Consider the following 25044-nt stretch of genomic DNA (forward strand, 5'->3'; position numbering starts at 1 on the left):
GGCCGCACCCCTGTCCCGCGATGCGCTGAAGAGAGGAGACCGTGCCCGCCATGCTGTCCCGCAACCCCGTCCCGGCCATCGCCTTTGCGATCGGCCTTGCCCTGATCGCTTTCCAGAGCTGGCTCCTGTTCGAGGCACAGCAACCGCTGCTGGAACGTCCTGTGCACCTCTGTGCCGCCTTGGTCCTGCTGTTTCTCTATAAGCCGCTGCGCTCCGAGACCCTGCCCCGCTGGCTCTGCGGCGCGATCGACGCGCTGCTGATCCTCGGCGCCGTCGCGGTGCTCGGCTATTACCTGATCGGCTTCGAGCGGCTGACCACCCGAATGGAGAACGTCTCGCCGATCTTCACCACCGACATCCTCTTCGGCGCTCTGCTGGTCTTTCTGCTGCTCGAAGGCTCGCGTCGTGCCGTGGGTTGGGTGCTGGTCTGGGTGCTGCTGGCCTTCATCGCCTATGCCCTCTGGGGCAACCTGCTGCCCGGCTGGCTGAACTTTCGCGGTTTCGACGCGGAGGCCGCGACCGAGATCACCACGATGACCACCGCCGGCGTGCTGGGCATCACCACCTCGACCTCGGTCAGCTTCATCTTCTACTTCGTCCTCTTCGGCGCCTTCTATGCGGCCGTCGGCGGCGGGCAGCTTTTCATCGACCTCGCGATCCGCGCCGCAGGCCGCGCCACCGGCGGCACCGCCAAGGCGGCCATCATCGGCTCCTCGCTGATGGGCTCGATCTCCGGCTCCGCCGTGGCCAACGTGGTCTCCACCGGCGTCTTCACCATCCCGCTGATGAAAAAGACCGGCGTGCCGGCGCACCGCGCCTCGGGGATCGAGGCCATCGCCTCGACCGGCGGTCAGCTGATGCCGCCGATCATGGGGGTCGCGGCCTTCATCATGGCCGAGCTTCTGGGCGTGCCCTATGCGCAGATCGCGCTGGCCGGGCTGATCCCGGCGGTGGCCTTCTACCTCGCGCTGATCATGGTGGTCGATCTCTCGGCCCGCCGTGACGGCGTGCGGGCGATGACCGCCGAGGAGATCGCGCAGATCGCCCCGATCGCCCCGCGGCTGCACCTGATCCTGCCGCCGCTGATCCTGATCGGCACGCTGGTCAGCGGCTATTCCGCCGCCTATTCCGCGGTCATCGCTTCGCTCTCCTGCCTTGTGGTGCCTTTCCTGCGCCGCGCCACCTGGATCGGCGGCAAGGAAATCGTCGACGCCCTGCGCGATGCCCCGAAACAAGTGGCTGAGGTCGCCGTGCCGATTGCCGCCATCGGCATCGTCATCGCGGTGGCCGTGCAGTCGAACCTGGCGCTGAAGTTCGCCGGCTCGCTGCTGTCGCTCTCGGAAGGGTCGATCTACCTCTCTCTGATGCTGGCCATGGTGGGCTGCATCGTCATGGGCATGGGCCTGCCGACGGTCGCCGCCTATATCATCGGCGCGGTGCTCTTCGTTCCGGCGATCCAGGACCTGGGCATCCCGCCGCTGGCCGCGCATTTCTTCATCTTCTACTACTGCGTGCTATCGATGGTGACCCCGCCGGTGGCGCTGGCCTCCTTTGCAGCCGCCGCCGTGGGCCAGGCCTCTACCGTAAAGACTTCGCTGGCGGCCTTCGGCCTTTCGCTGGTGGCCTTCTTCGTGCCCTTCGCCTTCGTCTTCGATCCGGGCGTCCTCGCCCAGGGCACGGCGGCGCAGATCGGCTTCAGCGCCCTGTCGCTCCTGGTCTCCACCGCGCTCTGGGCCGTGGCCTTCGGCGGCTGGGCCGGGCGGCCCCTGGGCTGGGCCTCGCGCCTGCCGATCGGGGCGGCTGGTCTGGTGGCGGTGATCGCGCCCTCGGGCTCGACCCCCTGGATGATCGCGCTGGCACTTGGCTGGAGCCTGACCCTTGGCGTCGCCGCCCTGTCGCGGCGCGCCAAGACCGACGGCATCCCCAACCCGGCGGAGTAATCCATGACTATCCTGCACCGCCCCGAGAGCCGCATCATAGACGCCTCCGACAGCGTGACGATCCGGCAGGTGACCGATCACCCCTCGATCCACCATCACCCGTTCTTCTTCGTCGATGCCTGGGATCAGGCGATGTCCTTCCTGCTGCTGATCTCGCACCGGACCGGCACACCGCAGATCTACATCGAGCGCGCGCCGGGCGACGACCTGATCCAGCTGACCGAGGAACCCGCCCTGGCCGAATGGTCGGTGATCCCCTCTAAGGACGGGCGCTGGATCTATTTCGTCGCGGGACAGGAGGGCAAGCGCGTCAGCCCCCGCGACGGTACGGTCGAGGTGCTGGTGCGCTTCGGCAGCAAGGAGATGCGCGAGGCCGGCATGGTCGGCGCGGCCATGGGCACCACTGCCCTCTCGGCCTGCGGGTGCTACTGGGCGGTGCCGGTGAAGTCGGGCCGGATCAGCCAGTTCTGGCTGATCGACACGGAACGGCAGACCGCCGGCGTCTTCCTCGAGACCCCAACCATCGGCCATCCGCAGTTCTGCCCGGACGACGACGATCTGGTCCTCTACGCCGGGCCGATGACCGACCGGGTCTGGGTGACCGACCGGGCCGGCAACGCCCGCCGCATTCATGAACGCGCCCACGACATGCAATGGATCACCCACGAGGTCTGGCGCCCCGGCCACCGCTCCGTGTTGTTCGTCGATTGGCCCAACGGCCTGGGAGAGATCGACCTGGCCACCGGCGAGGTCCGCCCGATCACCGAGTTCCCCGTCTGGCACGGCGCCCCGGACGCAACCGGCACGCGCCTGATCTGCGACACCAACTTCCCGGACCGCGGGCTGCACCTGCTGGATCTGACCGGGCAGGCGCCGGCACGGTTCCAAACCGAACCCAAGGCCTCCTCCCAAGGGGCGCATTGGGCCGGTCCGTTTCCCTACAACAACGGGCCGGTCAAGGTGTACGCGCCCCAGCACACCCACCCCCATCCCCGCTTTTCGCCAGACGGTTCCCAGACCGTCTTCACCTCGGACCAGAGCGGCCACGCGCAGGTGTATGTTGCAACACTTGGCTGAATGCGCTGAACGGGACTGTTGATTATCAGGAGCGCTTGGCCAGGTTCAGGTTTTCTTGAGGTTACTCATGCAGCGGAAAACCTGATCGAAAGCGACCACGCGGTGATGCGCCTGCTTGGCTACCGCCAGCGCTTCCGATCCCCGCGATCAGCAAAGGCGCCCTTGAGTGGCATTGGAAAAATTGAAGTATCCGAGGCGGTAGTGGAAATTCCGCGGTCGATTTCGGCGTAAGCGGGGTGGTCAAATCATGTCAGCTTGCCGACGAACCGGATTTCGCCGGAGGCGCCTTGAGACAGGTGGATCGCGTGCAGCGGGCCACCTGCAACGAGACTTCCGAACCCCATCGGGTTCTTCAGAACACCACACGCGGCCGAGGTCGCCATCCCGAGCGCTGAAGCGCTCGAAATCCCAGCCTCCTTTATCATCACCGACAGCGCCGTAGGCATGTCAAGGTCGGCGCCGGCCAGCGTACCGTCCGAGAGGGTCAGCCGACCATTGCTTCGTCGGATGTGCCGTCCGTTAAGGGTGAATCCATTGATGTCGGAGCCGGCGGTCGACATGGCGTCGGTAACCAGGAAGATCTGTCCCGGGCCTGTTTTCGCCGCGCAAGCCATGCGAATTGCAGCGGCGTGGACATGAATATTGTCGGCGATCAACCCGGCATGCACCGCGCCGGCATCGAGCGTGGCGCCGACCAGTCCCGGCTCTCGGTTTCCCAATTGGCTCATTGCGTTGAAGAGGTGTGTCACGCAGCGCGCGCCCGCGGCGAAACTCTGCTGCGCTGTGGCGTACGTGCAATCCGTGTGACCCAGCGACACGATCACCCCGGCCTTGACCAGTCGGGCAATCTGGGCGGGCGTCACACTCTCTGGCGCGAGGGTCACGAGCATGTTGGGCAGGCACGACCCCGCTTCGATCAAAAAGGCCTCATCCTGATCTGTCATCGGGCGGATCAACGTCGGATCATGCGCCCCTTTGCGCGCCAGCGACAGGTGCGGCCCTTCGAGATGCACGCCCAGAATGCCCGGCACGCCGGTGGAAATCGCCTCGGCGACTGCATCTACGGCGGCGCGGCTTCGCTCGGGTGTGTCGGTGATCAGAGTCGGCAGCAATGCCAGCGTCCCGGTCGAGGCATGCGCTTCGGCGATCCGGCGCACCCCCGCGACCGTGGTTTCGTCATTGAACATGACACCGCCGCCGCCGTTGACTTGCAGATCGACAAAGCCGGGCGCGATTACGCCACCCTCCAGCCGGTCCTCGCGATATCCCTCGGGCACGGCCTTCGCAATTCCCTGGCAAATACCGTCTTCGGCCAGCAGCACGCCATTTTCGTGCAGCGTCGTGCCGTCGAAGATCGCCGCCCCGGTGTAAGCTTTGCCCGTCATACCGTTTCCGTGACCTTGCGCAAGTGACGGGGCGCGTCCGGGTTGATCCCCCGCGCCACAGCCGTTTTCTCGACCATCGCATAGAACGAAGCGATCAGCGCAATCGGATCGGTCAGCGGATGCCCCGTGCGCTCCACCGGCAGCCGCGTCGCCGCTTGTGCCCTGTCCGAGGTCACGAAGACCGTCGCCCCCTTGGCTGCGATCTGGTCGGCCACCTCGACCAGGGCGCCTTCTGCCGCATCCGCCGCCGCCATCGCGATCACCGGGAAGCCCTGATCCACGATCGACACCGGCCCGTGCAGCACTTCGGCCGAGGAGTAGCTTTCGCCATGCACCTGGCAGGTTTCCTTGAACTTCAGCGCCGCCTCGTTCGAGATCGCAAACGCCGGACCGCGCCCCAGGCAATAGAGCGACTCCTTGCCCGTCACCGCTTCGCAGAGCGGCCCCCAGTCGGCCTCGACCGCGCGCTCCAGCGCCGCCGGCAAGGCTTTTATCGCCGCCAGAAGCTCCCCGTCTTGCGCCAGCTCCGCCAGCAGCCAGACCCCGGCCACCGCCGAGGTCACGAAGGTCTTGGTCGCCGCCACGCTCAGCTCTTCGCCCGCGTGCAGTTCCAGCGTATGCGCGCTGACCTTCGCCAGATCGCTGTCGGGATTATTGGTCAGAGCCACACTCAGCGCGCCCTGTTTCCCGGCCATGTCCACCATCCGCACGATGTCCGGGCTCTTGCCCGACTGCGAGATCGCCAGGCAGGCCGCCCGCTCCAGCCTCAGGGTCCGCCCGTAGACCGAGGCCACCGACGGCCCCACCGAGGCCACCGGCAAGCCGGTCAGCAGTTCCGAGACATACTTGGCATAGGTCGCCGCGTGGTCCGACGACCCGCGCGCCACCGACACCAGAAACAGCGGATCGAGGTCGCGGATCGCTTTGGCGGCGGCACCGACGGCCTTGTCACCACGGCTCAAAAGATTGTCGACAGCACCGGGGATCTCCCGGATTTCGCGAAACATATGTGTGGCAGCAGTCATGGTCAGTCCTTTGCAAGCCGCAGTTCGGCGACGAAGTTGTAGGCATCGCCGCGATAGAGCGATTGGGTGAATTCGGCGGTCCGACCGCCTTCGAGATAGGATGTCCGTTCGATCCGCAGCCCCGCCTGCCCGGGTTCGACCTCCAGGAGTTCCGCGTCGCGGCCCTTGAGGTTCACGGCGGAAATCTTCTGGATCGCCCGCACCGGCCGCGTCCCGTGACGCTCCAGCACTTCGTAAAGCGAGGTCTCGACCTCCAGCGGGTTGGGCAGGATGTCCACGGGCATCGAGGCCCGCTCGATCGCCATCGGCTTGCCGTCCGCCAGCCTCAGCCGCACGATCCGCGACACCGAGTCCTCGGGCGACAGCCCCAGCGCCAGCGTTTCGTCCGGCGACGGCATGAACAGCCCCCGCTCCAGCCAGCGCACCGAGGATGTCTTGCCCCGCCGCGCCATGTCCTCGGAGAAAGAGGTCAGCCGCGACAGTTTCTGTTCCACGCGCGCAGGCGAGGTCGACACGAAAGACCCCGACCCCTGCTTCTGCACGATCATTCCTTCGCCGACGAGGTCCTCGAAGGCCTTGCGCACGGTCACGCGGGAAAAATCGGTGATGCTGGCGATCTCGCGCTCCGGAGGCAGCGGGCTGCCGGGGGCGAGGATGCCCTGGGCCACCGCCTCGGCCAGCCGGTTGCGTAGCTGCACGTAGCGCGGCCCGGCGTTGCGCCGGAACCAGCTTTCGGGGGTCAAAAATTCCTGGATGTTCATCTGCCTGTCCCCCGTTCGAACGCCGCTTTCGCCAGCGCCAAGGCGCCATCGAGCGCGCTACCCTCCGGCGCGATGATCCGCGTGCGGACCTCCTCTGGCAGATGCTCCGCGTAATGGGGCCCCAGCCCGCCAGTCAGGCAGAGCACGTCGTCGCGGCCAAATTCCATCGCCGCAAGCGCGTCCATCAGGTAGGCCGCCCCGCGCAGCATCAGCAGCCGCCCCGCGGCCTGTCCCGCCTGTCCCGCCGCAACGATGCGGGGCGCAAATGCCGCGTAATCCGCCGGTCGCGCCTTCGACGCAAACCGCACGATTCCCCCCGGTCCGCCGAATGCCTCCAGCATCGCCGTGCTTAGTGCGCAGCCATCGGCCAACCCGTCATGCACCAACAGCGCATGTTCCAGCAACTCGCGCCCCAGCCAAGCACCCGAAGCCTGATCGCCGAGGTTCAGCCCCCAGCCGCCGATCCGCAGTATGGAGTCGCCACGCTGAGCCGCCAGGGTCGAGCCGGTCCCGATCGCCGCCAGCACCCCGTCGCGCGCGCCCAAGGCCCCGGCGACCGAGATCGCCCGGTCGTCAGTCACCGTTACGTTGCGCATCATCAGCTCTTCGGCCACAGCACGCGCGATATCGCCATCCAGCACCCCAGCCAGACCCACATGCGCGACGCTGTGTTTCAGCGCCCCCGCGGGCAAGCCAACCGCCGCCGCGTCCAGCGCGACACGCACATTTACTATGGTCTGTGCGAGGTCGGTCGTGGCATTCGCCGGCCCCGCCGCGCCCTGCCCCAGCAGACGGCCGGTGAGGTCGGCAATTGCCGCACGGCAGCCGGTTCCGCCGCCGTCCACGCCAACAAGGTATCTGGGAGTCGCATCAGTCATGCAATACCAGTATCATACCTTTTGTGGCATTAAAAGACCAAAATCAGGCAATTAGCGCTGAAACCCTCGCTTCTGCGCGCTTCTTGAGGCAGGGTGAGCGAAATGGTAGACAAAAGGTATTGTTTCGGTATTATGTCTCGAAACGGAGGAGAGAATCACCTTGGCCACCATACCAACCCATATCGACGCGCTGCCGTCCGACGCCGCCCTCGGCGCGATGCTCGACTCGCATATCGCGGCGGCGGAAGCGGTGCGCAGCGCCCTCCCTGCGCTCGAAAAAGCGGCGCAGCAGGTGGCTGAAACCCTCTCCCGGGGTGGCACCCTCACCTACGCGGCGGCGGGAAGTTCCGGCCTCATGGCGCTCTCGGACGCCTCGGAGCTTGCCGGCACCTTTGGCACTGCGCCGTCGCAGACCCGCATCGCCATGGCCGGCGGCGTGCCCGTTGACGCCGACATGCCCGGCGACACCGAGGACGCCACCGACCAGACCGAGGCCATTGCTGCCACCATGGGCCCGCAGGACACGGCCATCATCCTGAGCGCCAGCGGCACCACGCCCTATGCGCTGGCCATGGCACAGGCTGTCCGCCACCGAGGCCTGCCCGTCATCGCCATTGCCAACGTGGCACAGGCGCCGCTGCTCGACCTCGCCGACATCGCCATCCCCCTGCCGACCGCGCCGGAAGTCATTGAGGGCTCCACCCGCCTTGGCGCCGGCACCGCTCAGAAGGTCGCGCTCAACATGATATCGACGCTGGCGGGCATCCTTATGGGTCATGTCCACGACGGGCTGATGGTCAACCTGCGGCCCGACAACATCAAGCTGCGCGCCCGCGCCGCCACCATCGTCACCCGCATCACCGGTGTCAGCCAGGCGCAGGCCGAAGCGGCCCTCGAAGCCACCGATTACGACACCAAACCCGCCGTGCTTGTCGCGACCGGGATCAGCGTGGCCGACGCGCGCCGCCTGCTCGCCCGACACGACAACCGCCTGCGGCCCTGCCTCGAACGCGGCGCCGCTTCAACCAACTGAACGACAACAGAGAGGAAGACCCATGCTGATACGCACTTTGCCCGCCACGCTGCTGGCCTCAACGGTCCTGACCACCAGCGCTTTCGCGCAGGAAGCCGAGCTGATCATCGAAAGCTGGCGCAATGACGACCTTGCCATCTGGCAGGACCAGATCATCCCCGCCTTCCAGGCCCAGCACCCCGACATCAAGGTCAAGTTCACCCCCTCGGCCCCCGCCGAATACAACGCCGTGCTGAATTCCAAGCTCGACGCGGGCAGCGCCGGCGACATCATCACCTGCCGGCCGTTTGATGCTTCGCTGGCGCTCTATGACAACGGTCATCTGACCGATCTGTCCGACCTCGAAGGCATGTCCAACTTCTCCGACGTGGCAAAATCCGGCTGGAGCTCCGACGACGGCTCCGCCACCTACTGCGTGCCGATGGCCTCCGTGGTCCATGGCTTCATCTACAACAAGGACGCCTTCGAAGAACTGGGCCTCGAAGAGCCCGAGACGGTCGACGAATTCTTCGCCGTGCTCGACGCGATCAAGGAAGACGGCGGCTATATCCCGATGGCGATGGGCACCAATGACCAGTGGGAAGCCGCCACCATGGGCTACAACAACATCGGCCCGAACTACTGGAAGGGCGAGGAAGGCCGCAATGCGCTGATCGCCGGCGAACAGAAGCTGACCGACGAGCAATGGATCGCCCCCTTCCGCCAGCTGGCCCGCTGGGGCGAATACCTGGGCGACGGCTTCGAGGCGCAGACTTATCCCGACAGCCAGAACATCTTCACGCTCGGCCGCGCCGCGATCTATCCGGCAGGCTCGTGGGAGGTGTCGGGCTTCAACAACCTCGTCGACTTCGAAATGGGGGCCTTCCCGCCGCCGGTCCCGGCCGAGGGTGACACCTGCTACATTTCGGATCACACCGACATCGGCATCGGCATGAACGCCGCCACCGACAACCCCGAGGCCGCGAAGACGTTCCTCAACTGGGTCGCCTCGCCCGAGTTCGCGACGATCTTTGCCAACGCGCTGCCGGGCTTCTTCCCGCTGTCGTCCGGCGAGGTCACGGTAGAAGACCCGCTGGCACAGGAATTCCTGTCCTGGCGCGAGGAATGCGAAAGCACGATCCGGTCGACCTACCAGATCCTGTCGCGCGGCACGCCCAACCTCGAGAACGACACCTGGAACGCCTCGGCTGCCGTGATCAAGGGCACCGAGACGCCCGAGGACGCGGCCCAGCGGCTTCAGGACGGTCTCGCCAAGTGGTACGCGCCGCAACAATAGGCGCGCACCGGCCCCGGGCAGATATCCCGGGGCCACCCCCCTTTACCGACAATCAAACGAAGCTCCAGAGAGGAGAAACCCGATGGCGACGCCCTCAGGACAGTCGAAGATCAGATGGCACGTGGTGGTTTTCCTGGCCCCTGCCGTGCTGGTCTATACCGCGGTGATGATCTACCCGCTGTTCAACACAATGCGGCTGTCGTTCTTCAACCGCATCGACCAGGAGCGGGTCTTCGTCGGGCTCGACAACTTCCGCACCCTGTTCGGAGACGCCATCTGGTCCGACCAGTTCTGGAACGCGCTCGGCAACAATTTCTGGTTCTTCCTCATTCACATGCTGGTGCAGAACCCCATCGGCATCGCACTGGCCGCGATCCTGTCGTCGCCGCGCCTGCGCTTCGCCGCCCTCTACCGCACCGCGATCTTCGTCCCCACCATCCTGAGCTTCGTCATCGTCGGCTTCGCCTGGAAACTGATCCTGTCGCCGATCTGGGGCATCGCGCCCGACATGCTCGACGCCATCGGCCTGAAGTTCCTCTACGCGCCTTGGTTGGGCAAGGAGGAATACGCCCTGACCACCCTGAGCCTCGTCTCGGTCTGGCAGTTCGTCGGCATCCCGATGATGCTGATCTATGCAGCCCTTTTGTCGATCCCCGAGGAAATCCTTGAAGCGGGCGAATGCGACGGCATCACCGGCATGGCGGCCTTCTGGAAGATCAAGCTGCCGCTGATCCTGCCCTCGATCGGCATCATCTCGATCCTCACCTTCGTGGCCAACTTCAACGCCTTCGACCTGATCTATGCCGCCCAGGGCGCGCTGGCCGGGCCGGATTTCTCGACCGATATCCTCGGCACCTTCATGTATCGCACCTTCTTCGGCTTCCAGCTGCAACTGGGCGATCCGCACATGGGCTCGGCCATCGCCTCGGCCATGTTCCTCATCATCCTCGTCGGCGTGTGCCTGTACCTCTTCGGTATCCAGCGCCGCCTGCGCACCTATCAGTTCTGAAGGAGGCGCCGCCATGCAAGCCGCACGCCAGACACTCTCGACCCGCATCGGGTCACACGGGGTCCTGATCCTCTACACCCTGATCGCGCTCTTTCCGGTCTTCGTGATCGTCACCAACAGCTTCAAGACCCGCCGCGCGATCTTTCGCGATCCGCTGGCCCTGCCCGACGAGGAGAGCTTCAGCCTGATCGGATACGAGACGGTCATGAAGCAGGGCGATTTCTTCCTCTACTTCCAGAACTCCATGATCGTCACCGTGGCCTCGCTGTTCTTCATCCTGCTGTTCGGCGCCATGGCGGCCTTTGCCCTGGCCGAGTACCGCTTCAAGGGCAACACCCTGATGGGATTGTACCTTGCTTTGGGCATCATGATCCCGATCCGCATCGGCACCGTGGCGATCCTCGAGATGATGGTCTCGACCGGGCTGGTGAACACGCTCTGGGCGCTGATTCTGGTCTATACCGCGCAAGGCCTGCCGCTCGCCGTCTTCATCCTGTCCGAGTTCATGCGGGGCGTCTCGGACGACCTGAAGAACGCGGGCCGCATCGACGGGCTGAGCGAATACAAGATCTTCTTCCGCCTCGTCCTGCCATTGGTCCGCCCGGCCATGGCCACGGTCGCGGTGTTCAACATGATCCCGATCTGGAACGACCTCTGGTTCCCGCTGATCCTTGCCCCCGCCGAGGAAACCAAGACTCTCACACTGGGTTCGCAGGTGTTCATCGGCCAATTCGTGACCGACTGGAACGCCGTCCTCTCGGCCCTGTCGCTCGCAATCCTGCCGGTCATGGTGCTCTACGTCATCTTCTCGCGCCAGCTGATCCGCGGCATCACCTCGGGAGCGGTGAAATGACCCTACGCAACAGAGGGCCGCGCCCGGTCGCCATCGGAGCGCCATTGGTCCGAGCGACAATGGCGACGGGTGGGCGCACACTCCGCCGGTCGGACGCACAGCACCCGCACCGCGCACAACCTTGGCTCGGAGCGCAACAGCAGAAATGCGCCCTCCCGGGGGGTGGGTCGGGCGCGGCCCGGCGTTCCGCCGAGCAACCTCACTGCAACGGAGGAGCAACCCAATGACCCGCGTCCTTATCGCCGGCCTGGGCAACATGGGCCTCTCCCATGCCCTCGCCCACCACCGCCACCCCGACGCGCAGATCGTCGGCCTCGTCAACCGCTCCGGCACCGTGGATCACCCCGACCTCACCGACTATCCGGCGTTCAACGACTTCCACACCGCCCTCACCGAAACAAAACCCGACCTCGTGGTCATCGCCACCTACACCGACACCCACGCCCCCTATGCCATCGCCGCGATGGAGGCGGGCGCGCATGTCTTTGTCGAGAAACCCCTCGCCATGACCGCCGAGGAGGCGCAAAGCGTCACCGACACCGCCACCCGCCTGAACCGCAAGCTGGTCGTCGGCTACATCCTGCGCCACCACCCCTCATGGCAGCGCCTGATCGCCGAAGCCCGCACCCTCGGGGGGCCCTACGTCTTCCGCCTCAACCTCAACCAGCAGTCCACCGGCGAAACATGGGAGACCCACAAGGCCCTCATGCAGACCACCTCTCCCATCGTCGATTGCGGCGTGCATTACGTCGATGTCATGTGCCAGATCACCGACGCCAAGCCCACCCGCCTGCACGGCATGGGCCTGCGCCTCAGCGATGAAATCCCCGAGGGCATGTACAACTACGGCCAGTTCCAGGTGATCTTCGACGACGGCTCGGTCGGCTGGTACGAGGCCGGCTGGGGCCCGATGATGTCGGAAACCGCGTTTTTCGTGAAGGACGTGGTCAGCCCCAAAGGCTCGGTCTCGATCACCGACGCGGACAAGGGCAAATCCGACGACGTCGACGGCCACACCCGCGTCGGCGGGCTGCTGGTCCACCGCCCCGAAGGCGACCGCCTGATCGACCTGCCCGACGAGCCCGGCCACCAGCAGCTCTGCGATGCCGAACAGACCTTCATGCTGGATGCCATCGCCAATGACACCGACCTCACCCGCCACATGAGCGACGCCGTGACCTCGCTCGCCATCTGTCTTGCCGCCGACGAAAGCATCCGGACCGGCAAACCCGTCACCCTGGGAGGAGACCAGACATGACCGCCTTGAAACTGGAAAACGTGAACAAGTCCTTCGGCTCGGTCCACGTGCTGAAAGACATCAACCTCACCGTCGAGGACGGCGAGTTCGTCGTCTTCGTCGGCCCCTCCGGCTGCGGCAAGTCGACCCTCTTGCGGGTGATCGCCGGGCTGGAGGACGCCTCCAGCGGCACCGTCGCCATCGGCGGCGATGTGGTCAATACCGTGCCGCCTGCCAAGCGCGGCATCGCCATGGTGTTCCAGTCCTACGCGCTCTACCCGCACCTCAACGTCAAGGACAACATGGGGCTGGGGCTGAAACAGGAGGGCCAAGCCAAACCCGTGGTGGAAGAACGCGTCACCAAGGCGTCGAAAATGCTCGACCTCGACAAGTATCTCACCCGCCGCCCCGCCGAGCTCTCCGGGGGCCAGCGCCAGCGTGTCGCCATTGGCCGCGCCATCGTGCGCGAACCGAAACTGTTCCTGTTCGACGAACCGCTGTCGAACCTCGACGCAGCCCTGCGGATGAACACCCGCGTCGAGATCGCCGCCCTCCACCGCACCCTCTCTGCCTCGATGATCTACGTCACCCACGACCAGATCGAGGCCATGACGCTCGCCGACAAGATCGTGGTGCTCCGCGACGGCCGGATCGAGCAGGTGGGCTCGCCGCTCGAACTCTACAACAACCCCGGCAACCGCTTCGTCGCAGGTTTCCTCGGCTCCCCCTCGATGAATTTCCTCGAACGCTCCGTACCCGGCCTCCGCCCCGGCCACACCCTAGGCATCCGCCCCGAACACCTGCGTGTCGTGGACCACGGCCGCATCAACGGCGAGGTGACCTACGTGGAACGTCTTGGCGGCGACACCAACCTGCTGGTCAAGACCGACGAGGGCGAACGCCTGACCCTGCGCCTCTTCGGGCAGGACCTGACGCCGGTCGGCGCACACGTCAGCCTCGATTTCGATGACGCGCGCGCCTTTCATTTTGACGAACGCGATAGTCGCGTCGCTCTGGAAGCAGCCTGAACCAACCGCACGTAGGAATGCATCTTGGCCTGATCTGAATGGTTCCGGGCAGTCTCAAGGTGAGACCCAAAGAACTGATCTGATCCCAGCAAACCAGACCGTCTGAAGGGGTCCGTTGCGTTGTTGGGTTCAGGTCGGTGAAAGCGTGTCACGCCTTGTTCAGACGACCTTTTTCTTATCATCGAACAGATTCCTGACGAAGGCTATCTCGTTGGCGACGCCCTGCTCGCATCCTGCGAAATGACCGTTGCGGATGGCGCGGAACGTTTCGACCCCTTTCAGGGTGGCTTTCGCAGAACTCAGGCTTTGAAGTCCGCGCATCGGCGCCAGTCGATACTTGAGCACCGCATGATCGCCTTCAATCCGATTGTTGAGATACTTCCTGGTGACATGGCGAATTGCGTCTTCCGGACCCGAGCGGGCATTCCACTCGCCGATAACCTTCGCGTAGCTGTGAGCCTTGTCGGTCACGTTGGTTAGAGGATGATAGCAGCGGACGGTGTCCGATGCCTGGCGCATGAATGCCCTTGCTGCACTGGCCGTTCGCCGCGCCGTCAGGCGGAAATCGATCAGTTGGCCACATTGGTCGACAGCACGCCAAAGATAGCACCATCGGCCATTCACGCGGACGAAGGTTTCGTCAACATGCCACTGCAGGCCGCGCCAGCTGCGGTGTCGACCGTAAGCGCGTCTGCGGATTTCGGGAGCAAACTTCTGCACCCAACGGTATATCGTGGCCGCGTCGATCGTGATCCCACGCTCGGCAAGAAGATCGCGAACGTTGCGATAGGACAGCGGATACCGGCAATACCACCGAACGGCGAGCAGGATCACATCTTTCGGAAATCGATAGCCTTTGAACGGGTCACGACACGGCATGGCGGCTCCTCCTCGCAAGCAAGATCGCACCGACCACCTGCATAATGCAAGGGACCCGTATCCACAGAGGATCAGACCCCCCTGCCCCAGTCTGAAGCCCTGCGATCTGCCGGATGCGTAGAGATCTTTGACGAGCATGCCTCAGGCGGCAATCGCGCCAGACCGGTGCTTGCGCGGGTGCTCGAACGGATCAGCAAGGGCGACACGCTGGTCGTCGTGCGGATCGACCGGCTTGCGCGGTCTCTGTCGCATCTCTTGGAGGTAATCGAGCGGCTGGAGGCAAAGGGTGCCTTTTTCCGTTCGCTCCAGGACCCGATCGACACATCCTCCCCACAGGGTAAGTTCACGCTCCAGGTGCTGGGCGCCGCCGCCGAGTTCGAACGCGCCCTGATCCGCGAACGCACCAAGGCCGGGCTGGCCAGCGCGCGCACCAAAGGGCGTGTCGGCGGCAACCCCGGGCTGCGCGCCAAGGATCCGGCCGCACTGCGCAAGGTGCGTCTTGCGCGGCTGGACGGCTATATGGAGCGCCTCAACGAGACGGCACAGGACTGGGTGCCACATGTGCGGCGCCTTCGGCCGGACATGGCCTGGGAGGACGTGCTGCGGATCATCAATGGCCCCCTGCCCCATGATCGGCGCTGGACGCAAAGCCGCTTGCTCCGCGCAGTAAAAGCCTATGTGCGTGACGGATTTCTTCCTGCCGACGTGCTCGCCCGTGCCGGACGTCGCGCGACTGACGACCGCTTGCCCGCCATTGTCGCAGCTAACAAGGGAGCGGATCCCGACATCACGCTGCAAGCAATCTGCGACCGGTTGGAGGCGATGCGCGAACGCACCCCGCGTGGGCGAACCCGCTGGCAGCCGTCCTCTGTCAGAATGCTGCTGGAGCGGGCAAAGCGCCTCGGCCTGTTGTAGGCGCTTATGGTGGGCAAACTGCTCTTGTCGCTCGGCCATAATCTCCCAGAATCATCGCCTCAATCGGACTGAAACCACCGAAATATCCAACAAAGGCTTAGGCTTAGTTCGCACGACCAGAAAATCTCTTGAAGGATACCAGCCTCGCCAGATGTGGCCTTTTTCGTTAGTAGTCAATATGTTACAATAAAAAGGCTCCGCGCGTCTGCATTGATGCTGTGGATAACTTTTCCACTATATTTAGATTCTTCTTGCCGGACTCAGATGTTCGTGGCATTTCCATTCTGACGGCAAAACGCGTCAGACGTGGCTTCGACCGTCAGAATGATAAAGAGCCTTAGCAAAGGCCATGAGAGGCGGCAGAATATGGATGATCGAAATACGGGCTTCGCGCAAGGCATAGGCTCTTCTGACATCGGAGCGTTCGCAGACAGTCTTGCTGAGTCGCTTGACCGGCAGATGAAAGTTGCGTTCGAGCCAGAAGAACGAAAATCCCTGCGCCGCTTCAGCTCTACCGAGGTCGCTGAACTGCTGCGCGTCAGCACGTCGAACCTGCGCAACCGCCACAAAGATGGCAGTTTCCCAGAAGTTCACACTGACGGTCGCGGCCACAGGTTCTACACGGCCGAAGACGTTGACGAACTCCGCAACATTTTGGCGCGGACGGGGAAGAACGCTGACGCATACCGCCCCGGCCGTCGAGAGGGCGACCGCCTTCAGGTCATTTCGGTCGTGAATTTCAAGGGCGGCAGCTCGAAGACAACGGCGACGATCCATTTGGCAAACCGGTATGCCCTGCGCGGCTACCGTGTGCTTGTACTGGACCTCGACCCTCAAGCCAGTTTGACAACCTTTTTCGGCTTCCGGCCCGAGCTCGAATTTGCCGAAGGCGGCACGATCTATGACGCCCTGAGGTACGAGGATCAGGTTCCACTTTCTGAGGTAATCCAGAAAACATACTTCCATAAGCTCGACATGGTCCCGGCCGGCTTGATGTTGTCCGAATACGAGACCGAGACAGCGAACGCGCTCGCGCGCAGGGTTCAGCCGATTTTCGCGGAGCGCCTGGCGCTGGCGTTGGAGGAAGTAGATTCCGACTATGACATCGTGCTGATCGACTGCCCCCCGCAGTTGGGTTTCCTGACATTGACGGCATTGGCAGCGTCGACAGGCCTGCTCGTGACGGTGGTTCCTGGCATGCTCGACATCGCCTCGATGAGCCAGTTCCTCAAACTTGCTTCAGAAACTGTGAAAGCCGTCGAAGAGGCGATTGGACGGCATGTCACCTGGGACTTCGTGAAGTTCCTGATCACACGCTACGAGCCCTCGGACGGGCCACAAACGCAAATGGCTGGGTACCTGCGTTCAATCCTCGCGGGCCAGGTCATGACGGAGCCGATGCTGAAGTCGACAGCCATCTCCGACGCCGGGATGACTCAGCAAACCATCTACGAGGTAGACCCGAGCCAGCTCATTCGGAAAACGATCGATCGGGCAATGACCAGCATGAACAGCGTTGCTGATGAGCTGGAACAGACAATCCAGATGTCATGGGGGCGTCGCTGATGGCCCGAAATATCTTCAACCAACCTCCGAAAGACGAGAAAGAGCCGGCGGCCCCCCCCCCTGCCCCGGTCAAATCCACGAAGCTGCCTGGCTCGGTTGGCGGGTTGCGGGATTCTCTCCGAGAGATCACCGCCAACTCGATCCGAGACATCGAGCCCGACCGGATCGATATGGATGGCCTCCGGGATCGCCTGATCCTGGAAGATAGCAGTATTGAAGATCTTGCCGAGAGCATTCGCAAGCATGGTCAGCAAGTGCCGATCATGGTTCGCCCCTCAGAGCAACCGGATCGATACCGCATCATCTACGGCCGTCGCAGGCTTGCAGCCATTCGAAGAATTGGCGGAACCGTCAAGGCTATCGTTCGAACACTCGATGACGATGCCTCTCTGATCGCGCAAGGCCAGGAAAACAACCTGCGGCTGGATCCGTCCTTCATTGAAAAGTCTCTTTTCATCAAAGAGATGCAAGAAGCCGGCTACAAGCCGGGCGTCATTCAGGACGCTCTGGGCCTCACCCGGCAAGGCGTGTCGAACCATCGTGTGGTCATCGGTCAGCTGCCCGACGAGCTTGTCCCGCTTATCGGCCCGGCTCATGGCGTGGGTCGACGGCAATGGGGTGATCTGGCTGCACTTTCAGAGAAGGTACCGCTTGTCGATATTGCGCGGGAGACGCTTGCCGCTCTCCCTGACACCACTCCAAGCTCAGACAAGTTTCAAGCTGTCTACGTCGCGTGCACCAGCAAAGCGCGTGGCGCGGCCAGCCAAAGCGCCCGTGGCCAAACAACGGTGGTCAAAGACAAAAGTGGTAGCCCTGTCGGCACACTTTCAGTCGATGGCAAACAGGTCGCTATCAAGATCGCCCGCAAGGATAACCCGGAATTCGGCCAATGGCTCGAAGAGCGCGCAGAAACCACGCTGCGGCAGCTTTTTGAACAATGGCGGAATGAGAGAGGCTCGGGGGCCTGATCCCCGATCACAACTATAGACACGAGCAGAGGAGAAAGGCGAAGGCCAAAAAGAAAAGAGCCCCCCAAGGTTTCCCCCGGAGAGCCCTCATCATCTGATTTGCACCTGTGATGTAGCAATCTCCGACATACTGGTCAAGAGTCACCACTTCGGTGGACGGCTTTTTGTTGCCTTTTCTCGCCTGAAACTGCGGGAAGAGCCGGGAAAGTTGTGGGCCGCAACGGTCGTCGTTCAAAAAACATGGCATTCACAAAACTTTCCGTTCAACCTTTGGGCGTCGGCAAGGATCCCTCCCCCACGTCCACACCCGAAACCGACATCTGGGCTATCTTCCGAGCCCTCAGAGACACACGTAGCCTGTTCGGCCTCCGTCCCGGACATGTTCAAACCCTCCAAGCGATGTTGAGCTTTCTCAAGCCTGGGCATGGCGACACAGTATTCGCGTCCAACGCCGAGATCTGCCGTCGAATTGGCGGCATCGATGAACGAACGCTCCGCAGGCACATCGATCGCTTTGTCGAACTCGGCTTTATGAATCGTCACGACAGCCCAAATCGAAAAAGATACCGAGTAAAGTCTTCGGAAGGTCTATCTATCACCTATGGCCTGTCGCTGACTCCTTTGTTGGCGCGTGCCAGCGAGCTACTTGCGGCGGCGCAAGAGATGGAAAACGCACGCCGCGATCGCGTATTTCTGCGAAAGAAAATCCTGACCAGACTCGCACATCTCGACGAAGCTGACCCCGAGAACGAACTCACTCATCAGGTACGCCGAGTTCTTCGGAGGAAGCTTTCGATCAATGAGTATCGTGCCTTGCTCGGCGAGCTGGAAGGTCATTGCGAGCAGATGTCCACCGCGGTGGACGCACCGGATACAATGAAACTGCCCGCCAATGACGGACAAATTGACCGGCACCATTCTACGTCTGAAAAAGAACAAAAAGATCTAGATAACGCGAGTGACAGCGGAGCACCCGCTCTGCAAATGCTCACAGCCATTTGTGACCAAGCCACATCTTTCGCTACGAGCTCACTTGGAAACTGGCTCGAGGTCGAAAGCCATGCCAGGACACTCGCTCCAATGATGGGAATCCACGAAAGCGCCTTCGAAAAGGCTGCGAGGAAGATCGGCTCTCAGAAAGCATCCTGCGCCATTTTCATAATTCTCCAAATGGGCACGCGTATTCGAGACTTTGGAGCGTATTTCCATAGCATCACGCTTGGTCGCAGACAGGCCGACTTCAATCCATTACTCTTGTTGGAGAGGCTTTCTCGTTCAGAGGCATCCTTTGCATGACGACCACCGCGGTGGACATGTTTGGAGGTGGAGAAGCGCTGTGAAAAAGAGAACGGGAAGTGAGATCGAGAAAATGGCGCGCGACTGGTTTGAAGGCCCTGCTTTGCTCGAGTGTCTGGTCAGCGAGAAACTTCGGGCTGAAGCTGAAGCCATCGCGACCGAGAGCCAGAAGTGGGTCGAGGTCTCGCTCGACCTGCCTTATGGCTACAGCCACGGATTGCGCCGGCTATCCGAAGACACGGCGCCGATGACGGACGCCGAAGGCGCGGCCTATGCCAAACTTCTTGCCGAGTATCGGGCGCTTGAAGAGGAATACGAAGCGCAGGATGAATTCCCCGAAGGGTTCGACGCGCGGCCGCTGATCTTCGGCGTAGATAAGATCGGGCGGGCAGGGGCCTTTGTGACGCTTGATCGCTTGGGCGAGCTTGCCGTTTCCCCGGGCTTTATGCGGCCCGAGGACGAGCTTCGGGAAGACGCCGATGTCCACAGCGGTGGACAGGCGGCAGACGGGCAGGGCGCTGAGCTTTCAGCGGCAGGCAATGTGGATGCTATCAGCCAAGGCAGGGTGATCACCTCTGATGGTCAAGCGCTTGGCGTGAACGATACGAAGGATCAAGAGGTCTGTTCGGACAGTATCGTCATGAATTTCTGAATCGACGCCGAAGGCCGTGCGCCAGTCCGCCACGCCACGCCCGCCGGGGTTTCCCAGATCGTCTGGTTCAGTCGCAACTCTTCCAACCCCATCGAGTTTGCCAGCGGCAACATCCGGTCCGGGACGTGAGCGATATAATGACCGTTGCGCAGCCCCTGAAGCAGGCTGTGGATTGATGTGGTCTCAAACGCGATATTCGGGGGCGACAACCCGTGGGTAGCGAAAAACGAAGCAATGCGTTCGTTGCCCACATAGTCGCTGCGCAACATCATCCACGGGTAGCCATGGATCGCCGCCGGGCTCAGATCGCGACGCTTGGCCAGGGGATGCGATGGATCGGCGATCAGGACATTGCGCACATTGATGAGCGGTTGCTTGGCAATCTCAGGGCGGTTCGGAAAGTCGAGCGATACGCAGATGATGTCCAGATCGCCGTTCAGCAGATCGGGCACCAGCGTGTCGATCACGCCGCCGAGCAGCGAGATATCGACATCCGGGTTCTCGCGCTGGAACCGGGCGATGATGGGCGGCAGGATCGCCACCAGCCAGATCGGCCCCGCCCCGATCCGGATGGTACCCTTTCGCCCGCCCTTCAGGTCGTCGATCCGGCTGAGGGCGTGGCGGTATTCGTTCTCCATGATCTTGGCGTGATGCTGCAACACGCTGCCGAAACGGGTCAGTGAAACCCCGGTGGACGTGCGTTCGAAAAGAGTGACGCCCAGGTCCGCCTCGAGCTGCTTGATCGATTTGGTCAGCGCAGGCTGACTGACGTTGAGCGCGGCGGCGGCCTCGGTAATCGAGCTCTTGTCGGCCACCGCCAGAAAACTTTTCAGCAGGCGCGATTGCATGGGGCCTCCTCCGGGCTGGCCGCAATCTATCATATCCGTTGATTATGGCCAGAGGCCGTTTTCGGCTGAAATCCCTGCCTTTCGGTTATGGCGAGGCTCAGTTGCCGGAAACGCCCGCCTTTCGCGCCGCGGCCAACTCGGCCTCGTCCCAGAAGCCCAGAAAGATGCCCTTTTTCATGTCGCCGCCCGCGCGCCGCGCGATCTCGGCATCCGAGATCGTAGTGCGGGAATGGTGACGGCGATACCAAGCGTTCAGCCGGTCCATCAGCCGTGCGCGCGTTTTGACATGGGCCGGGTCTTCGCCCAGGTCGTGCAATTCCTGCGGATCGGCCGCGAGGTCGTGCAGCATCGGGCGGAAGCCTTCGGCGTGCATCAGCTTGTAGCGACCGTCGAATATCATCGCCAACCGGCATTCCCCGATCGGCTGGTCCAGCGACAGGCGCGTGGACTTGAAATCATAGTCGTATTCGCTGATCACATGGTCGCGCCACGGGCCCTGTTGCCCGTGCAGATGGCCGATCAAAGAGCGCCCTTCGAGCACTTCGTAGCGCGGCTGCCCGCCAGCGGCTTGGACGAATGTCGGCACCAGGTCGATCGCCTCGACCAGCGCGTCGCTGACGGTGCCGCGGGTGGTGTCGGCCTCGGCGCGTGGATCGACGACGATCAGCGGCACCCGGGACGAGCAATCGTGAAACAGCTCCTTTTCGCCCATCCAGTGATCGCCAAGGTAATCGCCGTGATCCGAGGTCAGCACGATCATGGTAGTGTCGCGCTGGCCGGTGTCGTCGAGGTATTTCAGGAGCCGCCCGATCTCGTCGTCCAGCTGGCTAATCAGGCCCATGTAGGCGGGGATCACAGTGTCGCGCACCTCATCGCGTGAGAGCGCCTGGCTGACGCGCTTCTTCTGGTAGTCGCCGAAGATCGGGTGCGGATTGTCGCGCTCGGTCTCGGCGCGCACCGGCGGCACCACGTCCTCGGGGCTGTACATGTCGTGATAGGGGGCAGGGGCGACGTAGGGCCAGTGCGGCTTGATATAGCTGACATGCAGGCACCAGGGCGCATCGCCCGCCTGTTCGAGATAGTCGATGGCACGGGTGGTTGTCCACGGGGTCTCGGTATCTTCGTTCGCCACGCGCGCGGGCTGCCGCGCGTATTTCAGCAACCATCCGGAGCGCAGGGTGCCGTCGCTGTCCTCGGCCGCATTCGCCCATTCGTTCCAGGGGTTTGACCCGTCATACCCCTTGCTGCGCAGGTAGTCCTGATAGGGGGTGGCGACGCCGTCCATCGATTCCGGCAGCTCGCCGTCGTGGCGTAGCCAGGCGTCGAAGCCGCATTCGCTCAGCCTTTGGCCCACCGTGCTCTTCGGGTCGATCCCCAGCCGGTCCATGCCCGCCCTGTCGGGGGCCATGTGGGACTTGCCGCAGAGCACGGTGTTCATGCCGAGCGGCCTGAGGTGATCGCCCAGGGTCATCTCGCCCACGGGCAACGGCACGCCGTTCCAGGTGGCGCCGTGGCTGTGGGTGTACCGGCCGGTGTAGAAGCTCATTCGGCTTGGCCCGCAGATCGGCGATTGCACGTAAGCCCGGTCGAACCGAACGCCACGCGCGGCCAGCGCGTCGATATTCGGGGTGCGGATTGTCGGGTGGCCGGTACAGCCGAGGTAGTCGTACCGCAGCTGGTCGATCATCAGAAACAGGATGTTCACGCGGGCCTCTCCCTTGTTTTCGACGTCAGGGGTAACACCCGGCACGGCGGAGCGTCCAATAGATAACAGGGCGGATTTCATGCGAAATAGTTATGCAGTCTGCCGGAAAGCCAGCCGTATCGCGCCAGAAGGCTGAGGTTTTGCATGCATGGCATTCTAAAAAGTTATGGATATGGCCCCAGTTGATATTGGCCCATCCGCCCGCCGATCCGTAGAAGTTCAAGCCAACAGGTCCGCGTAACGGGCCTTCGCACTCAGGATGGGAGGTTCCATGTCCGGCCACACCGAAGCCGCAACCGGCCTAGTTTTTCACGAACTCAGCCACGAATGGGGTCACGGCGTGCCCTCGCTTCCCGGTTTTCCCGACGTGACCCTCTATCGCAGCGTCAAGCACGCGCAGCACGGGGTCATGGCGCATCGCATCAAGACCGTGCTGCACACCGGCACTCACCTGAACGCGCCCTTGCACCTGATCCAGAAGGCGATCGGTGTGGGTGAACTGGCGATGGAGCGGCTGTTCGGAAATGGCGTGATCCTGTCGATCCCGAAAGGCCAGTGGGAGCTTGTGACCGCCGCTGATCTGGAACCTCACGCCGACCGCATCTTGCCCGGCGCGCTGGTGATCATCGTCACCGGCTGGCACGAGAAGTATTCGGAATCGCTGGAATATTTCGGGGATGCGCCGGGGTTGTCCGTTGATGCCGCCGAATGGCTGGTGGAAAAGGACGTGGGCCTGGTTGGCGTGGATACGCCGCAGGTCGACCATCCGCTGGCCACCTCGCTCGGCCCCAACCGGGGCGGGCCGACGATGAACCGGCTGACCCAGAAATACATCGACGAGACCGGCAAGGACCCGAAGCAGGAACACCCCGTCTGGAACGGAGCGCACAAGGTGCTGCTGGCGGCGGGCATTCCCACCATCGAGCAGGTTGGCGGCGACGTGAACGACGTGCTGGGCAAGGAGGCGCTGATCCACGCGCTGCCACATTGGAAATTCGACGGCGGCGATGCCTGCCCGGTGCGGCTGGTGGCGATCAACGATCCCGGCGGCAAGAACCGGATCGAACCTGGAAACACGGACTGAGGGGGAAAGACCATGGCAGAGACACAAACCCGCAACGGTCTGCGCTATTACAACCTGTCGCATCGCTGGGGCCACATGATGCCCGAGTGGCCATCGAGCCCTGGCGTGAACGTCACGGTGAACAAGTTCCACGCCAAGGACGGCGTGTTCATGACCGAGTTCGAGGGCATCCTGCACCGTGGCACCCACATGGACGCGCCGCTGCACGTGACCGAGAACACGCCGACGCTGACCGGCTATGACGTCTCGCGCTTTTTCGGCACCGGCGTCGCGGTGTCGATCCCCAAGAAGAAATGGGAGGTCATCACGGCGGAAGACCTGGAAAACGCGACGCCCAAGATCCAGCCCGGCGACATCGTGATGATCAACACCGGCATGCACAAGAAACTGGCCGACAGCGACGAATATTATGCATATTCTCCTGGTATTTACGCCGACGGCGCCGAATGGCTGGTGGAGAAGGGCGTCAAGATGGTGGGCTATGACGTGCAGGCGAACGATCACCCGATGGCGACGAAACTGGTCGATCACGGGCTGGGGCCGACCCATCCGCACCTGATCGACGAATACAAGGAATACACCGGCCGCGACGTGAAAGAGGATTTCCCCCATTGGGAAGCCGCACACAAGATCCTGATGGTGAAGGGCGGCATTCCGGGGATCGAGAACGTGGGCGGCGAGCTGGACCTCGTGACCGGCAAGCGCTGTACCTTCATGGCCTTCCCCTGGCGCTGGCCCGATGGCGAGGGCAGCGGCGTGCGGGTCATGGCGGTGATCGACCCCGACCAGAAATTCACCATTCCGACGGGGGCCTGAGATGAGCGAAATCACACCCACATTGCGCGATCCGATGTCGATGTTCGACGTGCGCGGCAAGGTCGCTGTCATCACCGGTGCCTCCGGCGCGTTCGGCCGGGCCTGCGCGCTGACATTGGGCGCGCTTGGCAACAAGCTGGTGTTGGTCTCCGGCTCCGAGCAGGAACTGGCCGAGGTGAAAGCGGAAGTCGAGGATGTAGGCGGCGAGGCCGTCACGCTCAAACGCCGCCCCGACAGCCTTGAAGACGCCGAGGCCATCCGCGACTTCGCGCTCGAAACCTACGGCAAGATTGACCAGTTGGTGATCGCCTCCGGCTACAACAAGGCCGGGTTCATCCAGAATCTCAGCTACGAGGACTGGCAGGCGGTGATGGATGCCAACGTGCGCGGCGCGTGGTTCATGGCCAAGGCGATCGGCACCTATTGGATCGAGAACGAGATCAAGGGCAAGATGCTGATGATGTCCTCGGTCCGGGGGCGGCATGGCAATATCTCAGGCTATACCGGCTATTGCACGTCGAAGGGCGCGACCGATGCGCTGACAAGGGTGCTGGCGACCGAATGGGGGCAGCACGGCATTACCGTCAATTCCATTGCGCCCACTGTCTTTCGCTCCAAGCTGACCGCCTGGATGTGGAGCGACGATCCCGTGGGACAGGCCACCAAGAAACGCTCTGCCGCACGCATTCCGCTGGGCCGTCTGGGCGAGGCCGAGGATCTGATGGGCATGGCGCTCTATCTGCTGGCCCCGGCGTCGGATTTCTGCACCGGGCAGATCATGTATGTCGATGGCGGCTTTACGGCGGGCTGAGC

22 protein-coding genes and 2 pseudogenes are annotated in these 25044 nt (G+C 63.1%); 17 read left to right on the forward strand and 7 right to left on the reverse strand.

Annotated features, from left to right (window positions below):
• The first annotated feature begins 50 nt into the window (after positions 1-50).
• The 3 genes and pseudogenes from BMW90_RS22250 to BMW90_RS27365 form a co-directional block, all read left to right on the forward strand.
• Entirely contained in the window at positions 51-1940 is a 1890-nt protein-coding gene (locus tag BMW90_RS22250; RefSeq protein ID WP_074839397.1) for a TRAP transporter permease, read from the forward strand.
• 3 nt (positions 1941-1943) lie between these two features.
• Positions 1944-3017 carry a TolB family protein gene (locus BMW90_RS22255; protein ID WP_074839399.1) on the forward strand — a complete coding sequence of 358 codons (1074 nt, stop codon included), beginning with the start codon at positions 1944-1946 and terminating at the stop codon, positions 3015-3017.
• Positions 3018-3095: 78 nt separating this feature from the next.
• Positions 3096-3200 (forward strand): annotated as a pseudogene (locus tag BMW90_RS27365) (IS6 family transposase); the annotation flags it as partial.
• Positions 3201-3262: 62 nt separating this feature from the next.
• On the opposite strand, the gene nagA reads toward BMW90_RS27365, so the two are convergent.
• The 4 genes from nagA to BMW90_RS22280 are packed head-to-tail and all read right to left on the reverse strand — an operon-like array spanning position 3263 to position 7066.
• On the reverse strand, positions 3263-4402 hold the full coding sequence (gene nagA / locus BMW90_RS22265; RefSeq protein WP_074839405.1) for an N-acetylglucosamine-6-phosphate deacetylase: 1140 nt from the start codon (positions 4400-4402) through the stop codon (positions 3263-3265).
• The gene (locus tag BMW90_RS22270) at positions 4399-5427 is read right to left on the reverse strand and encodes an SIS domain-containing protein (protein ID WP_074839407.1); all 1029 of its coding nucleotides are present in this window, start codon (positions 5425-5427) and stop codon (positions 4399-4401) included. The genes nagA and BMW90_RS22270 overlap by 4 nt, the downstream gene beginning before the upstream one ends.
• A 2-nt stretch (positions 5428-5429) precedes the next feature.
• A complete protein-coding gene (locus tag BMW90_RS22275; protein ID WP_074839410.1) occupies positions 5430-6188 on the reverse strand; it encodes a GntR family transcriptional regulator in 759 nt (252 codons plus the stop codon).
• Positions 6185-7066, reverse strand: a complete 882-nt coding sequence (locus BMW90_RS22280) for a glucosamine kinase nucleotide-binding domain-containing protein (RefSeq protein WP_074839412.1) — start codon at positions 7064-7066, stop codon at positions 6185-6187. The genes BMW90_RS22275 and BMW90_RS22280 overlap by 4 nt, the downstream gene beginning before the upstream one ends.
• Before the next feature lie 160 nt (positions 7067-7226).
• Between BMW90_RS22280 and BMW90_RS22285 the strand changes: the two genes are divergently transcribed.
• The 6 genes from BMW90_RS22285 to BMW90_RS22310 all read left to right on the forward strand — a co-directional run bounded on the left by BMW90_RS22285 (position 7227) and on the right by BMW90_RS22310 (position 13502).
• Positions 7227-8099, forward strand: a complete 873-nt coding sequence (locus BMW90_RS22285) for an N-acetylmuramic acid 6-phosphate etherase (RefSeq protein ID WP_244526588.1) — start codon at positions 7227-7229, stop codon at positions 8097-8099.
• Between the two features lie 22 nt (positions 8100-8121).
• Positions 8122-9375 carry an ABC transporter substrate-binding protein gene (locus BMW90_RS22290; RefSeq protein ID WP_074839417.1) on the forward strand — a complete coding sequence of 418 codons (1254 nt, stop codon included), beginning with the start codon at positions 8122-8124 and terminating at the stop codon, positions 9373-9375.
• 82 nt (positions 9376-9457) lie between these two features.
• Positions 9458-10384: a carbohydrate ABC transporter permease gene (locus BMW90_RS22295; RefSeq protein WP_048534823.1), complete on the forward strand. Its 927-nt coding sequence runs from the start codon at positions 9458-9460 to the stop codon at positions 10382-10384.
• Between the two features lie 13 nt (positions 10385-10397).
• Positions 10398-11237: a carbohydrate ABC transporter permease gene (locus BMW90_RS22300; protein ID WP_048534825.1), complete on the forward strand. Its 840-nt coding sequence runs from the start codon at positions 10398-10400 to the stop codon at positions 11235-11237.
• 223 nt (positions 11238-11460) lie between these two features.
• Positions 11461-12495 (forward strand): Gfo/Idh/MocA family protein, encoded by a 1035-nt coding sequence (locus BMW90_RS22305; RefSeq protein ID WP_074839420.1) that lies wholly within the window; start codon positions 11461-11463, stop codon positions 12493-12495.
• Positions 12492-13502, forward strand: a complete 1011-nt coding sequence (locus BMW90_RS22310; protein WP_074839423.1) for an ABC transporter ATP-binding protein — start codon at positions 12492-12494, stop codon at positions 13500-13502. Before BMW90_RS22305 ends, BMW90_RS22310 begins: the two co-directional genes overlap by 4 nt.
• A gap of 159 nt (positions 13503-13661) precedes the next feature.
• On the opposite strand, the gene BMW90_RS22315 is transcribed toward BMW90_RS22310, so the two are convergent.
• Positions 13662-14381: an IS6 family transposase gene (locus tag BMW90_RS22315; RefSeq protein ID WP_074839426.1), complete on the reverse strand. Its 720-nt coding sequence runs from the start codon at positions 14379-14381 to the stop codon at positions 13662-13664.
• Positions 14382-14438: 57 nt separating this feature from the next.
• On the opposite strand from BMW90_RS22315, the pseudogene BMW90_RS22320 reads away from it, so the two are divergent.
• From BMW90_RS22320 to BMW90_RS22340, 5 genes and pseudogenes are all read left to right on the forward strand, one after another.
• A pseudogene (locus BMW90_RS22320) lies at positions 14439-15296 on the forward strand (recombinase family protein); the annotation flags it as partial.
• A gap of 366 nt (positions 15297-15662) precedes the next feature.
• Positions 15663-16862, forward strand: a complete 1200-nt coding sequence (repA, locus tag BMW90_RS22325) for a plasmid partitioning protein RepA (RefSeq protein ID WP_074839432.1) — start codon at positions 15663-15665, stop codon at positions 16860-16862.
• The gene (gene repB, locus BMW90_RS22330; RefSeq protein ID WP_244526589.1) at positions 16862-17830 is read left to right on the forward strand and encodes a plasmid partitioning protein RepB; all 969 of its coding nucleotides are present in this window, start codon (positions 16862-16864) and stop codon (positions 17828-17830) included. Before repA ends, repB begins: the two co-directional genes overlap by 1 nt.
• A gap of 240 nt (positions 17831-18070) precedes the next feature.
• On the forward strand, positions 18071-19126 hold the full coding sequence (gene repC, locus BMW90_RS22335) for a plasmid replication protein RepC (protein ID WP_074839437.1): 1056 nt from the start codon (positions 18071-18073) through the stop codon (positions 19124-19126).
• Between the two features lie 40 nt (positions 19127-19166).
• Positions 19167-19778, forward strand: a complete 612-nt coding sequence (locus BMW90_RS22340; protein ID WP_244526591.1) for a hypothetical protein — start codon at positions 19167-19169, stop codon at positions 19776-19778.
• Here the strand turns inward: BMW90_RS22340 and BMW90_RS22345 are convergent.
• Positions 19739-20626 (reverse strand): LysR family transcriptional regulator, encoded by an 888-nt coding sequence (locus BMW90_RS22345; RefSeq protein WP_074839441.1) that lies wholly within the window; start codon positions 20624-20626, stop codon positions 19739-19741. The genes BMW90_RS22340 and BMW90_RS22345 overlap by 40 nt on opposite strands.
• A 97-nt stretch (positions 20627-20723) precedes the next feature.
• Positions 20724-22331, reverse strand: a complete 1608-nt coding sequence (locus BMW90_RS22350) for an alkaline phosphatase family protein (protein WP_275937331.1) — start codon at positions 22329-22331, stop codon at positions 20724-20726.
• Between the two features lie 271 nt (positions 22332-22602).
• Here BMW90_RS22350 and BMW90_RS22355 point away from each other — a divergent pair, with 271 nt between their 5' ends.
• Genes BMW90_RS22355 through BMW90_RS22365 form a run of 3 tightly spaced genes read left to right on the forward strand, consistent with a single transcriptional unit; the run spans position 22603 to position 25042 of the window.
• Positions 22603-23415 (forward strand): cyclase family protein, encoded by an 813-nt coding sequence (locus BMW90_RS22355; RefSeq protein ID WP_048534790.1) that lies wholly within the window; start codon positions 22603-22605, stop codon positions 23413-23415.
• Between the two features lie 12 nt (positions 23416-23427).
• Positions 23428-24231, forward strand: a complete 804-nt coding sequence (locus BMW90_RS22360; RefSeq protein WP_048534788.1) for a cyclase family protein — start codon at positions 23428-23430, stop codon at positions 24229-24231.
• Position 24232: 1 nt separating this feature from the next.
• Positions 24233-25042 carry an SDR family NAD(P)-dependent oxidoreductase gene (locus BMW90_RS22365; protein WP_074839443.1) on the forward strand — a complete coding sequence of 270 codons (810 nt, stop codon included), beginning with the start codon at positions 24233-24235 and terminating at the stop codon, positions 25040-25042.
• The last annotated feature ends 2 nt before the right edge of the window (positions 25043-25044 follow it).

Source organism: Marinovum algicola (assembly GCF_900109145.1).
GTDB lineage: Bacteria > Pseudomonadota > Alphaproteobacteria > Rhodobacterales > Rhodobacteraceae > Marinovum > Marinovum algicola.

Coding starts and splice junctions, on each gene's coding strand:
- BMW90_RS22300 (WP_048534825.1), top strand. CDS start 10,398: ATGCAAGCCGCACGCCAGACACTCTCGACCCGCATCGGGTCACACGGG.
- BMW90_RS22355 (WP_048534790.1), top strand. CDS start 22,603: ATGTCCGGCCACACCGAAGCCGCAACCGGCCTAGTTTTTCACGAACTC.
- BMW90_RS22360 (WP_048534788.1), top strand. CDS start 23,428: ATGGCAGAGACACAAACCCGCAACGGTCTGCGCTATTACAACCTGTCG.
- repC (WP_074839437.1), top strand. CDS start 18,071: ATGGCATTCACAAAACTTTCCGTTCAACCTTTGGGCGTCGGCAAGGAT.
- BMW90_RS22255 (WP_074839399.1), top strand. CDS start 1,944: ATGACTATCCTGCACCGCCCCGAGAGCCGCATCATAGACGCCTCCGAC.
- BMW90_RS22250 (WP_074839397.1), top strand. CDS start 51: ATGCTGTCCCGCAACCCCGTCCCGGCCATCGCCTTTGCGATCGGCCTT.
- BMW90_RS22270 (WP_074839407.1), bottom strand. CDS start 5,427: ATGACTGCTGCCACACATATGTTTCGCGAAATCCGGGAGATCCCCGGT.
- BMW90_RS22305 (WP_074839420.1), top strand. CDS start 11,461: ATGACCCGCGTCCTTATCGCCGGCCTGGGCAACATGGGCCTCTCCCAT.
- BMW90_RS22315 (WP_074839426.1), bottom strand. CDS start 14,381: ATGCCGTGTCGTGACCCGTTCAAAGGCTATCGATTTCCGAAAGATGTG.
- BMW90_RS22295 (WP_048534823.1), top strand. CDS start 9,458: ATGGCGACGCCCTCAGGACAGTCGAAGATCAGATGGCACGTGGTGGTT.
- BMW90_RS22310 (WP_074839423.1), top strand. CDS start 12,492: ATGACCGCCTTGAAACTGGAAAACGTGAACAAGTCCTTCGGCTCGGTC.
- repB (WP_244526589.1), top strand. CDS start 16,862: ATGGCCCGAAATATCTTCAACCAACCTCCGAAAGACGAGAAAGAGCCG.
- repA (WP_074839432.1), top strand. CDS start 15,663: ATGGATGATCGAAATACGGGCTTCGCGCAAGGCATAGGCTCTTCTGAC.
- BMW90_RS22290 (WP_074839417.1), top strand. CDS start 8,122: ATGCTGATACGCACTTTGCCCGCCACGCTGCTGGCCTCAACGGTCCTG.
- BMW90_RS22365 (WP_074839443.1), top strand. CDS start 24,233: ATGAGCGAAATCACACCCACATTGCGCGATCCGATGTCGATGTTCGAC.
- BMW90_RS22345 (WP_074839441.1), bottom strand. CDS start 20,626: ATGCAATCGCGCCTGCTGAAAAGTTTTCTGGCGGTGGCCGACAAGAGC.
- BMW90_RS22280 (WP_074839412.1), bottom strand. CDS start 7,066: ATGACTGATGCGACTCCCAGATACCTTGTTGGCGTGGACGGCGGCGGA.
- nagA (WP_074839405.1), bottom strand. CDS start 4,402: ATGACGGGCAAAGCTTACACCGGGGCGGCGATCTTCGACGGCACGACG.
- BMW90_RS22275 (WP_074839410.1), bottom strand. CDS start 6,188: ATGAACATCCAGGAATTTTTGACCCCCGAAAGCTGGTTCCGGCGCAAC.